This is a genomic window from Microbacterium sp. NPDC089320, assembly GCF_040684875.1.
GTDB lineage: Bacteria > Actinomycetota > Actinomycetes > Actinomycetales > Microbacteriaceae > Microbacterium.
Genome location: NZ_JBFBGY010000005.1, coordinates 96,645 through 108,958, shown reverse-complemented (window position 1 = coordinate 108,958; position 12,314 = coordinate 96,645). Strand labels below are relative to the sequence as shown.

The 12,314-nt window shown below is 68.8% G+C and carries 10 protein-coding genes and 1 pseudogene; 10 read left to right on the top strand and 1 reads right to left on the bottom strand.

Annotated features, from left to right (window positions below):
- Positions 1-32: 32 nt before the first annotated feature.
- The 9 genes from AB0N61_RS14555 (at position 33) to AB0N61_RS14515 (ending at position 10,332) form a co-directional block, all read left to right on the top strand.
- On the top strand, positions 33-428 hold the full coding sequence (locus tag AB0N61_RS14555) for a CrcB family protein (RefSeq protein ID WP_363365063.1): 396 nt from the start codon (positions 33-35) through the stop codon (positions 426-428).
- The gene (locus tag AB0N61_RS14550; RefSeq protein WP_363365062.1) at positions 425-784 is read left to right on the top strand and encodes a CrcB family protein; all 360 of its coding nucleotides are present in this window, start codon (positions 425-427) and stop codon (positions 782-784) included. Before AB0N61_RS14555 ends, AB0N61_RS14550 begins: the two co-directional genes overlap by 4 nt.
- 199 nt (positions 785-983) lie before the next feature.
- Positions 984-2,255: a sugar ABC transporter substrate-binding protein gene (locus AB0N61_RS14545; protein ID WP_363365061.1), complete on the top strand. Its 1,272-nt coding sequence runs from the start codon at positions 984-986 to the stop codon at positions 2,253-2,255.
- Positions 2,256-2,261: 6 nt separating this feature from the next.
- Positions 2,262-3,221: a sugar ABC transporter permease gene (locus AB0N61_RS14540; RefSeq protein WP_363365060.1), complete on the top strand. Its 960-nt coding sequence runs from the start codon at positions 2,262-2,264 to the stop codon at positions 3,219-3,221.
- On the top strand, positions 3,214-4,107 hold the full coding sequence (locus AB0N61_RS14535) for a carbohydrate ABC transporter permease (protein ID WP_363365059.1): 894 nt from the start codon (positions 3,214-3,216) through the stop codon (positions 4,105-4,107). Before AB0N61_RS14540 ends, AB0N61_RS14535 begins: the two co-directional genes overlap by 8 nt.
- 3 nt (positions 4,108-4,110) lie before the next feature.
- The gene (locus AB0N61_RS14530) at positions 4,111-5,175 is read left to right on the top strand and encodes a LacI family DNA-binding transcriptional regulator (RefSeq protein ID WP_363365058.1); all 1,065 of its coding nucleotides are present in this window, start codon (positions 4,111-4,113) and stop codon (positions 5,173-5,175) included.
- A 43-nt stretch (positions 5,176-5,218) separates the two neighbouring features.
- Positions 5,219-6,388: a Gfo/Idh/MocA family oxidoreductase gene (locus AB0N61_RS14525; protein ID WP_363365057.1), complete on the top strand. Its 1,170-nt coding sequence runs from the start codon at positions 5,219-5,221 to the stop codon at positions 6,386-6,388.
- A gap of 50 nt (positions 6,389-6,438) precedes the next feature.
- Entirely contained in the window at positions 6,439-7,089 is a 651-nt protein-coding gene (locus AB0N61_RS14520; RefSeq protein WP_363365056.1) for a TetR family transcriptional regulator, read from the top strand.
- 21 nt (positions 7,090-7,110) lie between these two features.
- Positions 7,111-10,332, top strand: a complete 3,222-nt coding sequence (locus AB0N61_RS14515; RefSeq protein WP_363365054.1) for an efflux RND transporter permease subunit — start codon at positions 7,111-7,113, stop codon at positions 10,330-10,332.
- Positions 10,333-10,444: 112 nt separating this feature from the next.
- Here the strand turns inward: AB0N61_RS14515 and AB0N61_RS14510 are convergent, their stop codons facing one another.
- The gene (locus AB0N61_RS14510; protein WP_363365053.1) at positions 10,445-11,341 is read right to left on the bottom strand and encodes an aldose 1-epimerase family protein; all 897 of its coding nucleotides are present in this window, start codon (positions 11,339-11,341) and stop codon (positions 10,445-10,447) included.
- A gap of 290 nt (positions 11,342-11,631) precedes the next feature.
- Here AB0N61_RS14510 and AB0N61_RS14505 point away from each other — a divergent pair.
- A pseudogene (locus AB0N61_RS14505) lies at positions 11,632-12,314 on the top strand (ATP-dependent helicase); the annotation flags it as partial.

Below are 12,314 nucleotides of genomic sequence, written 5' to 3'. Positions count from 1 at the left end.
AGCCTCCGCACCGGCGCGGCTAGAGTTGCCGCGTGACCCTCCGCCGCCTGCTCCTCGTGTTCGTCGGCGGCACCATCGGCACGGCCGCACGGCTCGCGATGGGGCTGGCGATGCCGGATGCCGGAGGCCTGCCCGTCGCCACACTCATGGTGAACGTGCTCGGATCGCTGCTGATCGGCGTCCTCGCCGCACGTCTGCCCGCCACCTCCGAGCGCAGGCTGCTGCTCGGCACGGGCGTGCTCGGCGGATTCACCACCTACAGCGCGTTCATGACCGGAACGGTCGCGCTCTGGGGCGAGGCTCCCGTGCTCGCCGTCGTCTACGCGGGCGGAAGCCTGATCCTCGGGCTCACTGCCGCCGCCGCGGGCCTGCGGCTCGGGCGGCCGCGACCGCGGCCGGCGACGTCCCCGGCGGGGGGCGAGTCGTGAACCCGCTGCTGTTCGTCGCGGCCGCGCTCGCCGGAGGGCTTGGGGCCGTGCTCCGCTACGTCGTCGACCTCGGTGTCTCGAAGATCGCGGGTCGGCGCTTTCCCTTCGGCATCCTCGTGATCAATCTCACCGGATCGTTCGCACTGGGTCTCCTGACCGCGGCGCTGCCGTCTGAGGCGTTCGTGCTCGGAGCCGGTCTGCTCGGTGGATACACGACCTTCAGCACCGCCATGCTCGACACCGTCGCGCTGTGGGGGAACGGCGAGCGCACGGCATCCGCTGTGAACGCGGTCGGGATGCTGCTTCTCGGGCTCCTCGCCGCGGGCCTCGGGCTCGCGCTCGGCTCCGCGCTCTGAACCGGCGACGCTCGGAGGGACGCGACACGTCGACCCGCGACGCCGGGACGCCGCGCGACCGCGGACGGACGAGTGCTTGCGCGGACCGTCCGCGGCGGGCTATTCTCCTTGCTAATCGTTTAACTGCTAATCGTTTAACACGATGCGCGCCTGTACCGCTCCGGCCCTGATCGACCCGAACCCGTCAAAGGAGACACCGATGTCCCGCACCTCCCGTCGCGCCCTCGGCGCACTCGCCGCCTCAGCGGCAGCCGTCCTCGCGCTCAGCGCGTGCTCGTCGTCGACCGGGGGTGAGAGCTCCTCCGACGGAGATGTCACCCTCAGCTATGCCATCTGGGATGAGAACCAGAAGCCCGCCATGGAAGACATCGCGGCGGCGTTCGAGAAGGAGAACCCGAACGTCACGATCGACATCCAGGTGACCCCGTACAAGGAGTACTTCACCAAGCTGCAGACCGCGGCCACCGGAGGATCCGCAGCCGACGTGTTCTGGATGAACGGCCCGAACTTCCAGCTCTACGCCGCGAACGGACAGCTCGCGCCCCTCGACGACGCCGGAATCGATGAGGCGGACTACCCGCAGGGTCTCGTCGACCTCTACACCTTCGACGGAAAGCTCTACGGGGCCCCGAAGGACTTCGACACCGTGGGGCTCTGGTACAACAAGGTGCTCTTCGACGCGGCAGGTGTCGAGTACCCCGCCGCCGGATGGACCTGGGAGGACTTCACAGCCGCGGCCGCTGCTCTCACCGACCCCGCCACGGGCCAGTTCGGCGTGGCGGCCAGCCAGTACGGGCAGGAGAACTTCTACAACTCGATCGCGCAGGCCGGTGGCGAGGTCATCTCGGCAGACGGCACCGAGAGCGGATACGGATCGCCGGAGGCGCTCGCCGGCATCGAGCTCTGGACCGATCTGATCGAGGCGGGTTCGTCGCCGACCGCGCAGCAGATGACCGACACCAACCCCGAGGATCTCTTCCTCTCGGGCAAGGTGGCGATGTTCCAGAACGGCTCGTGGGCGGCCATCGCCTACGGAGACAACGCCGACATCGCCGACACGGTGAACGTCGCGCCGCTGCCCGCGGGGCCCGAGGGCAACCAGAGCGTGATCCACGGCGTGGGCAACGTCGCCAACGCGAAGAGCCCCCATGTCGCCGAGGCCACGGCGTTCGCCGCCTTCGCGAGTGGAGAGCAGGCCGCAGAGATCCAGGCGGAGACGGGCACCGTGATCCCGGCATTCAACGGCACCCAGCAGGCCTGGGTCGATGCTCTCCCGCAGTACGACCTGCAGGTCTACATCGACGCCCTCGACACCGCGGTTCCCTACCCCGTCTCGAGGAACACGTCCGCGTGGACGAGCATCGAGAGCGAGGTCCTGTCTCAGGTCTGGTCGGGCGCCGTCGCCCCCGAAGCGGGTCTGAAGGATCTGGCCGCGCAGATGCAGACAGCGCTCGATGCCGAGCAGGAGTGACGGAACATGACCGTCGTCGCGTCACCCACGCGCGTGCAGGCAGAGCGGATGCCGGAGGCGCCCCGCCCCGGCATCCGTCGCCGCAGGCGTACCCCCGGCGCCTCGCCCTGGTGGGCTCTGGTCTTCATCGGACCCACCGCCCTCGGCATCGCCGTCTTCTACCTGTGGCCGACCGTGCGCACCCTCATCATCTCGTTCACCAAGTCGGGACCCTTCGGAGGCGCCGAGTGGGTGGGCATCGAGAACTACGCCCGCCTGTTCCAGGATCCTGAGCTGATCGGCGCACTGCGCAACACCGCGATCTACACGGTCATCGCCCTCATCGGCATCCCTCTCGCCGTCGGCATCGCCGCTCTGCTGAACACCGCCGGGCTCAGGGGACGCAGCGCCTATCGCACGCTCTACTTCATTCCCGTCGTGACGATGCCCGCCGCGATCGCGCTCGTGTGGCGCATGATCTACAACGGCGACTACGGGGTGCTCAACGCCGCCCTCGGTTCGGTCGGCATCGAGGGGCGCAGCTGGCTCACGGATCCGAACACGGCGCTCGTCGCGATCGCGGTCGTCGGTATCTGGGCCGGACTCGGCACCAACATCGTGATCTTCCTCGCCGGTCTCCAGGGCATCCCCGACACGATCATGGAGGCCGCCGACCTCGACGGGGCCGGTCCGGTGCGCAAGTTCTTCTCGATCACGATCCCCCTGCTGTCGCCGTCGATCTTCTTCGTCAGCGTCATCAGCGTGATCGGTGCGCTGCAGGTCTTCGACCTCATCTACATGATGCTGGGCCGCAGCAACCCGGCCATGCCCAACACCCGCACGGTCGTCTACCTGTTCTACGAAGCGGGGTTCCTCGACAACGACCGGGGGTATGCCGCCGCCGTGGCGTTCCTCCTGCTCGTGATCATTCTCGTGCTCACGGTCGTGCAGTTCCGTCTGCAGAAGCAGTGGGTGCACTATGAGTGACGTCTCGCTCGACACGCGCGCCGTCGTCGGCGCCTCCGCCGCTCGCTCGACGGGTCGCCCCGGCATGCCGCGCAACCGCGCGATCTGGATCGTGCACGTCGTGCTGCTCGTCGGCGCGATCCTGATGGTCTTCCCGTTCATCTGGCAGCTGCTGACCTCGTTCAAGACGCTGTCCGACTCGGTGCAGGTGCCGCCGAGCCTGCTGCCGCGGGAGTGGGTGTTCACGAACTTCGCCGAGGTCTTCGACTCGATGCCCTTCGCGCAGATGTTCGCCAACTCGGTGCTGCTCACGATCGGGCGTACCGTCGGCCAGGTCGTGCTCTGCACCATGGCGGGCTACGCGTTCGCGCGCATCCCGTTCCCCGGACGCAACGCGCTGTTCGTCGTGTTCCTCTCGGTGCTCATGGTGCCCTCGCAGCTCTACCTCCTGCCGCAGTACGAGATCATCCAGTCGCTCGGCTGGCTCAACACCCTGCAGGCGCTGATCGTGCCGGGGATCTTCAGCGCGTTCGGCACGTTCCTGATGCGTCAGTTCTTCATGTCGATGCCCGCAGAGCTCGAGGAGGCGGCGCGCATCGACGGGGCGAATCCGTGGCAGACCTTCTGGCGGATCATGGTTCCGCTCGCGAAGCCTGGCATCATCGCTCTCGTGGTGTTCACTGTGCTGTGGTCCTGGAACGATCTGCTCTGGCCGTTGATCGTGACGACCGACCCCGCCAGGATGCCGCTGTCCGTCGGACTCTCGCAGCTGGTGGGCATCCACGGCACCGACTACCCGGTGCTGATGGCAGGAGCGCTGCTCGCGACGCTGCCGATGCTGGTCACCTTCATGATCCTGCAGCGGCAGTTCATCCAGGGCATCGCCTTCAGCGGATCGAAGGGCTGACCGATGGCAGAGCGCAGGCAGCAGTCGACGACCTCGCGGCGTCCGACCCTCCGGATGGTGGCCGAGCGCGCAGGTGTGTCGACCGCCACGGTGTCGTATGTGTTCTCGGGGCGCTCGGGCGCGGCATCCGGCTCGGGCGTCGCCGAGGCCACCGCCGCGCGGGTGCTCGCAGCAGCCGACGAGCTCAACTACCGGCCCAACGTCGCGGCTCGCACGATCCGCACGGGTCGCAGTGGCATGGTGCAGCTCTCGCTGCACATGCTCAGCGACCCGTGGTCGTTGGCGGTGGCGGATGCCGTGAACGTCGAGGCGAACAGGCACGGCCTCACGACCCTCATCCTCGCCGACGGCGACTGGCATGCCGCGCTCGACCGGGTCGAGAGCGACGTGGCCTATCTCGACGGAGTGGGAATCGACGCGGATGCCGAGCGCAAGCTCGCCGACCTCGTGCAGCGCGGCCAGCGACTCGTCGTGTTCTCGGAGCACCTCGACCCCGCCGGCTTCGACGTGGTGCGCTCGGACGCGATCCCGGGGTGCGAGATCGCGATGGATCACCTGCTCGAGCGCCACACGGCGATCGGGTGCCTGGCCGCCGAGGGTGCGGTGCGCCTGGCACCCACGCAGACCACGCGATACACGCCGTACGTCGAGAAGATGGCAGCCGCGGGGCTCGAGGCGAACCCCGCCTGGACGGTCACCTACACCGAGGGGCAGGCCAGCGCGTTCGCCGCGGCCGTGCGGATGCTGTCGACAGAAGACCGGCCGCGTGCGATCTATGCGACCACCGACTTCGCGGCCATCGCCGCGATCAATGCCGCGCACATGCTCGGACTCCGGGTGCCGCACGACGTCGCCGTGATCGGCGTGGGCAACACCCCGGACGCGCAGCTGATCGCCCCGACGCTGACGACCGTGGGCCCGACCGACTTCTACGACAGGCAGGCGCGCATCATCGTCGATCGTGCGCTCGCCGCAGACGACTCCGCGGGGCAGCTGCACGAGTTCCCGTGGTCGCTTTTCCCCGGCGCGTCGACCGACCTCGACGCTCCCACCCCTCACTCGCGCTGACGTCGTCGTCGACGCGCACACCTCGACTCTCAGAAGGACCACCGTGGATCTCACCATCGGAATCATCGGCTTCGGCGCGCGCGCCACTCTCCGCGAAGAGGTGCATCGACCGGGGGAGGGCTCTCGCATCACCGCCGTATGCGACCCGTCGGAGCGGGCACGCGATGACGCAAGACGTCTGCTCCCCGACGCTCTCGTGACCGACTCGCTCGACGAGCTGCTCGCCTCGGGGGTGGACGCCGTCATGGTGCTCACGCCCGACGACACGCACGCGGCCCTCAGCATCCGCGCTCTCGAGGCCGGCGTCGCGGTGTTCTGCGAGAAGCCGCTCGCGATCGAGCTCGCCGATGCCGACGCCATGCTCGAGACGGCACGCCGCACCGGCAGCCGGCTGTACATCGGGCACAACATGCGCCACATGCCCGTCATCACCCTGATGCGCGAGCTCATCCAGGACGGCCGCATCGGCGATGTCAGGGCGGTCTGGGTGCGTCACTTCGTGGGGCACGGCGGCGACTACTACTTCAAGGACTGGCATGCCGACCGGCGTCGCACGACGGGGCTGCTGCTGCAGAAGGGTGCGCACGACATCGACATCATCCACTGGCTCGCCGGCGCCTACACCGAGCAGGTCGCCGCCATGGGTGAGCTCAGCGTCTACGGCGGCATCACCGACCGGCGAGAACGCACCGGAGAGCGGATGCCCGACTGGTTCAGCGTCGACAACTGGCCGCCGGCCTCGCTCACGGGTCTGAATCCCGTGGTCGACGTCGAGGACATCTCGATGGTGAACATGCGTCTCTCGGGCGGGATCCTCGCCTCGTACCAGCAGTGCCACTTCACGCCCGACTACTGGCGCAACTACACCGTGATCGGCACCGAGGGGCGCATCGAGAACGTCGGCGACACCGCCGGCAGTGAGGTGAGGCTCTGGAACCGGCGCCACCGCGGGGCGGCGGACGCCGACGAGACCTTCATCGTTCCCGAGGCGGCGGATGCCGGGCACGACGGCGCGGATGCACTGCTGGTGGCCGAGTTCCTGCGCTTCGTGCGTGACGGCGGGCTCACCGAGACGTCGCCGGTTGCCGCGCGAGAGGCGGTGGCGGCCGGGATCCTGGCCACCGAGTCCCTGCGCGGTGAGGGCTCGGCGATCGCCGTGCCGCCACTGGACGCCGATCTCGTCGCGTACTTCGAGCGAGGCCAGATCGAGTAGCGGGCGGGTCGACCTTCACCCGTCTCGCCGGGCGAACCCCCAGGTTCGGGATGCAGAATGTACAAAAGTACATGTACGCCCGTACAGGGATGATCGCGCTGGGGGTCAGGATGAGCGATGGCACGCGTCGCCGCCGTGATCCCGAAGCGCGCCGACGCGAGATCATCACCGCGGCCGCTGAGCTGATCGTCGAGATCGGCGTCGACGCGCTCACCCATCGCAAGGTCGCCGCTCGCGCCGGTGTGCCCCTGGGCTCGACGACGCAGTACTTCGCCACGCTCGACGATCTGCGCGAGGCGGCGATCGGCGCGCTGGCCGCCGAGATCGAGGCACGCATCGACGCGACGCGACAGGCGGTCGTGATCGAGGGGGTGACGCCTGAGGGCCTCGCTCGGCTGGTGCACCGCGGTCTCGAAGACGCGCGCGCCGTCCAGGCCGATCGCGCCGTCGTCACCGCCGCCGTGCACGATCCGCGCGTCCGGCAGTTCGCGCGACTGTGGTCCGACGAGATCGTGGGCTTCATCGCGCCGGTTCACGGAGTCGACCGAGCGCGGGCCGCAGCCGTCTTCATCGACGGCGTACTCTGGCACTCTCAGATCCACGACGAGCCGCTCGACGAAGAGCTCATCCGAGACGCCCTCGCCGGGATCCTCACTCCTCAGGCGTCCACCTCCGCACCGACCGCCGCAGCATCCGACTGATCCGCAGAGAGAGAATCCGCCTTGTCGAACCTCGCCGTCCTGAGTCTGAAGAACCGCGCCCTGATCGCGTTGATCACGATCGTCGCGGCCGTGTTCGGCGGGCTCGCTCTGACGAACCTCAAGCAGGAGCTCATCCCGTCGCTCGAGCTGCCCAACCTGATGGTCATGACGACCTATCCGGGGGCCTCGCCCGAGGTCGTCGAGAACGATGTGTCGACGCCCATCGAGTCGGCGATCCAGGGTGTTCCCGGCCTCGAGGGCACGACCGCGACCAGCACGACGAACGCCTCCATCGTGCAGGCCACCTTCGCCTACGGCACCAACCTGGCGACCGCCGAGCAGAAGATCCAGCAGGCGATCAACCGCATCTCGGGTGAGCTCCCCGAAGACGTGAGCCCGCAGGTGCTGACGGTGTCGATCGACGACTTCCCGGTGATCCAGGTCGCGGTGACCGGTTTCGAGGACGCCGAGAACGCGCAGGCCGAGCTGCAGAGCGTCGCGATCCCCGAGCTCGAAGACGTCGACGGCGTCAACGCCGCAGAGATCATCGGCGGCGTGGGTCAGCGCATCACGATCACGCCCGACCTCGCGGCTCTCGCGGCCATCGGTCAGAGCACGCAGGCGATCACCACCGCGCTGCAGCAGAACGGCACGCTGTTCCCCGGCGGCGACATCACCGAGAACGGGCAGACGCTCACGGTGCAGACCGGCGCGAAGATCACCTCGGTCGACGAGCTCGCGTCGCTTCCGCTCGTCGGCACCAGCGAGACCATCGGCGACGTCGCCACGGTGGTGCAGGAGAGCGACCCCATCTCGTCGATCTCGCGCGTCGACGGCGAGGACGCCCTGTCGATCTCGATCACCAAGCTGCCGGCCGCCAACACCGTCGAGGTGTCGCAGGGCGTCATCGCCGCGCTCGACACGATCGGCGAAGCCTTCCCCGACGCCCAGTTCACGATCATCTTCGACCAGGCGCCGTTCATCCAGCAGTCGATCGAGACCCTCGCCACCGAGGGGATGCTCGGCCTCGTCTTCGCCGTGCTCGTGATCCTGGTCTTCCTGATGTCGGTCCGCTCGACGCTCGTCACGGCGATCTCGATCCCCACCAGTGTGCTGATCACCTTCATCGGGCTGCAGGCGTTCGGCTACTCGCTGAACGTCCTCACCCTCGGCGCGCTCACGATCGCGATCGGCCGCGTGGTCGACGACTCGATCGTCGTGATCGAGAACATCAAACGGCACTACGTGGGCGACGCCGACAAGGGCGACGCCATCCGGCTCGCCGTGCGCGAGGTGGCGATGGCGGTGACGTCGTCGACGATCACCACCGTCGCGGTCTTCCTGCCCATCGTGTTCGTCGGCGACATGGTCGGCGAGCTGTTCCGCCCGTTCGCGATGACGGTGTCGATCGCGATGGTCGCATCGCTGCTGGTGTCGCTGACGATCGTCCCGGTGCTGGCGTACTGGTTCCTCCGCCCGGGCAAGCCGCTGCTCGACGAGAACGGCGTCCAGATCGACCCGGAGGACCCGAATGCTCCGCCGACCCGACTGCAGAAGGGCTACCGCCCGATCCTCGGCTGGACCCTGAAGCACTCCGGTCTCACCGTGATCCTCGCGGTGGTCGTGCTCGGTGCGACGCTCGCTGCCGCACCGCTGATGAAGGTCAACTTTCTCAGCGACTCGGGCCAGAACACCATGACCGTCACGCAGGACCTCGGTCCGACCGCGAGCCTGGAGACCAAGTCGGAGGCGGCGGTCGCCGTCGAGGACGCACTGCTCGACATCGACGGCATCACCCACGTGCAGGCGTCGATCGGATCCAGCGGTTCGGCGCTGCGTGACGCGTTCTCCGGCGGAGCCGGTGTGACGTACTCGGTGCTCACCGATGCGGATGCCGACCAGGAGAAGCTGCGCGCCGACGTGCAGGACGCCATCGACGGGCTCACGGATGTCGGCGAGGTGACGGTCGCCGCCTCTGCGGGCCTCGGCTCGAGCGACATCGAGATCACCGTCTCGGCATCCGACTCCGAAGATCTGCAGACCGCGACCACCGCCGTCGTCGACGAGCTCGACGGACGAGACGGCATCGGACAGGTCACCGACAACCTCGCCGCCGCACTGCCGTACCTGGCCGTCGTCGTCGACCGCGAGGCCGCCGCGCAGCGTGGTCTGTCAGAGGTGGCCGTCGGCTCGATCGTCTCGAACACGATGCGCCCGCAGCAGGTCGGAACAGTCGAGATCGACGACACCGCCCTGACCATCTACCTCGCCGCACCCGAGCCGCCCACCAGCGCGCAGGCGCTGCGCGAGTTGGCCATCCCGACCGCGACCGGCGTCGTGCAGCTGCAGGAGATCGCGACCGTCGAAGAGCGCAACGGCCCCACCTCGATCACCACCGAGCAGGGCCGCCGCACCGCGACGATCACCGTGCCCCCGGCATCCGACAACCTCGCCGTGGCCACCCAGTCGGTCACCGAGGCGCTCGCCGCGGTCGACCTGCCCGACGGCGCGTCGGCCGAGGTGGGCGGTGTCGCCTCGCAGCAGGCCGACTCGTTCTCGCAGCTCGGACTCGCGATGCTCGCCGCGATCCTGATCGTCTACGTCGTCATGGTCGCCACGTTCAAGTCGCTGCGTCAGCCGCTGCTGCTGCTCGTGTCGGTGCCCTTCGCCGCGACGGGTGCGATCCTGCTGCAGATCATCACGGGTGTGCCGCTCGGCGTCGCCTCGCTGATCGGTGTGCTGATGCTCATCGGCATCGTGGTGACGAACGCGATCGTGCTCATCGACCTGGTCAACCAGTATCGCGAGAAGGGGCTGTCCACGGTCGATGCGGTGAGGGCCGGAGGCGAGAAGCGACTGCGGCCGATCCTCATGACGGCGCTGGCGACGATCTTCGCGCTCACCCCGATGGCGCTCGGCATCACCGGGCACGGCGGCTTCATCTCGCAGCCCCTCGCGATCGTCGTGATCGGCGGCCTCATCTCGTCGACCGTGCTGACCCTGATCGTTCTGCCGACGCTCTACAACCTGGTGGAGGGTGCGAAGGAACGGCGTCGCGCCCGCAAGGCGGGATCGGGCGACGACGGGGCTGCGCCGCACGGCGATTCCGATCCCTCCGGGGGCCCTCGCCCGTCGGGTGATCTGGCGCTGGCCGGCGCGGGCGCAGGTGCGACCGACTCGGAATTCGCTCTGCCGCACGCGAACCAGCTGACGCGCCGAGAGCTGCGCGAGCGCGGCGAGTAGCCTCTCGTCGGCCACGACTCAGTGGGAACGCGCTCGATGCCCGTCCGGAATCCTGTTCCGGACGGGCATCGGCCGTTCGTGCTGAGTCGCGCACGCGTCGACCCGGCAGGTCTCAGTCGAGAGTGATGCCCCACTCGAGGGTCCAGGTCTCGCCGGGAGCGAGGCGTCGCAGACCGATGCCGCTGTTCAGTGCATCGGCGGGGGCGCTCATGGGCTCGATGGCCACCGCGAGCGACTGCCCCGGGTACTTGTCGGTCGTGTACACCTGCACGAAGTCGAAACCGGCGCCCTGCCAGAGGGTGAGGCGGCGGCCGTCCGGTGCGGTCAGAGAGTGCCGCACCAGTCCATCGGGATCGCGCTCGAGGTCGGTGAATCCGGTGTCGAGGCTCACATCGCCGACTCGTACGCCGTCGCGCAGTGCCGCATCGGCCGGATGCGCACCCGTGGGCAGCATGCGCTCGTCGGTGTCGATCGCCGTCTGCGCCGGCACGCGCAGCAGCAGATCGTGGGGGTCGACATCGCCGATGGTGAGGAAGGGATGCGTTCCCAGGGCGACGGGCGCCGGGGTGTCCGACCGGTTGGTCAGCGCGTGCGTGACGTCGATCCCGTCGGCGCGCAGCACGTAGGTGACGCTCGTCTCGATCAGATACGGGTAGCCGGTCTGCGGGAAGACCGTCGCGCTGAGCGTGGCGGCCGTCGCGGATTCCTCGATGCCGTAGGCGGTGAAGCGCAGGAGTCCGTGGCTCGCGTTCGCGAACTTCGGCTCGGTGATCGCCAGTTGGCGCTCGGTCCCCTCGTCGTTCCAGCGCCCGTCGCGCACGCGGTTCGGCCAGGGCGTGAGCACGACGCCGGAGCACGACGGCGTCGGCGAGTCGAGCGGATACGGCGCGATCAGGTCGACGGATCCGATGCGCAGGGCGCGCAGCGACGCGCCCACCTGTGCGATCTGAGCGCTGACGTCGCCGAGCTGGAGATGCACCTGGGTGCCGGTGGGGGATGCGGAGTTCACCTCGCCATCGTAGGGCGAGCCGCGTCCGCGATGGGGCTGGGCTGTTTTTCAGGTGCGACCGGTAGACTCGATCTGTCGGCTTCGGACACCCGCGCATGTCGCGGACGTTTTTGTGCAAGAAGTGTGAGTCCAGGGGCCGATGGTGAGCGTCGATCGACGCTAATCAACCATCACATGAATGGCCCCGGCCGCTGACAGTCCGGAACCCCGCCCGATCGCATCCGATCCGGCTGGGTGCTCGCGCGTGTGCGCGGCGCTGTTCTCGTGCGAGAACTCAGAAGGACACACCCATGCCCAAGAACAAGAAGCCCCGCGGCGGACGCCCCTCCGCCAACTTCGAGCCGCGCTACGGCGCGAACAAGACCTCGTTCCACGACCGCCACGCCGGCGGCCGTGACGGAGCTCGCGACACGCGCGATTCCCGAGACGCTCGCGGCGGACGCGCGGATGCCGGCGAGCGGCGCACCCCGGCCGCCGGTTTCGACCGTCGCCCGGGCAGCCGCAGCGCCGGCCACCGCGGCTACCGTCCCGCGGAAGAGGGCGGCGCACCCAAGCAGCGCTGGTCGTCGCAGGAGCGCGCGGGCCGCGACGAGGCTCGTGGCATCCGCAACCGTGCGGAGTCGGGTCGCCGTGAGGCGCCGCACCGCGGCGGTTCCGAGCGTCCTCGTTTCGACGAGCGCGGCGCACAGCGTCAGACCGGCCCCGGCACCTACCGTGACGAGCGCGGCGGACAGCGGTTCGACCGCAACGATCGTCCGCAGCGCGACGACCGTGGGTACGGCGACCGTCAGGGTCGTGGTGGCGACCGCGCTGAGCGTCCTCGGTTCAGCGATCGTGGCGCCGAGCGCCCTCGCTTCGACCGCAATGATCGCAGCGACCGTCCGCAGCGCGACGACCGTGGGTACGGCGACCGTCAGGGTCGTGGTGGCGACCGCGCTGAGCGTCCTCGGTTCAGCGATCGTGGCGCCGAGCG

Excerpts from the sequence above, each read along its gene's own strand:
- AB0N61_RS14545 (WP_363365061.1), top strand. The coding sequence starts at position 984 with ATGTCCCGCACCTCCCGTCGCGCCCTCGGCGCACTCGCCGCCTCAGCG.
- AB0N61_RS14540 (WP_363365060.1), top strand. The coding sequence starts at position 2,262 with ATGACCGTCGTCGCGTCACCCACGCGCGTGCAGGCAGAGCGGATGCCG.
- AB0N61_RS14535 (WP_363365059.1), top strand. The coding sequence starts at position 3,214 with ATGAGTGACGTCTCGCTCGACACGCGCGCCGTCGTCGGCGCCTCCGCC.
- AB0N61_RS14530 (WP_363365058.1), top strand. The coding sequence starts at position 4,111 with ATGGCAGAGCGCAGGCAGCAGTCGACGACCTCGCGGCGTCCGACCCTC.
- AB0N61_RS14520 (WP_363365056.1), top strand. The coding sequence starts at position 6,439 with ATGCAGAATGTACAAAAGTACATGTACGCCCGTACAGGGATGATCGCG.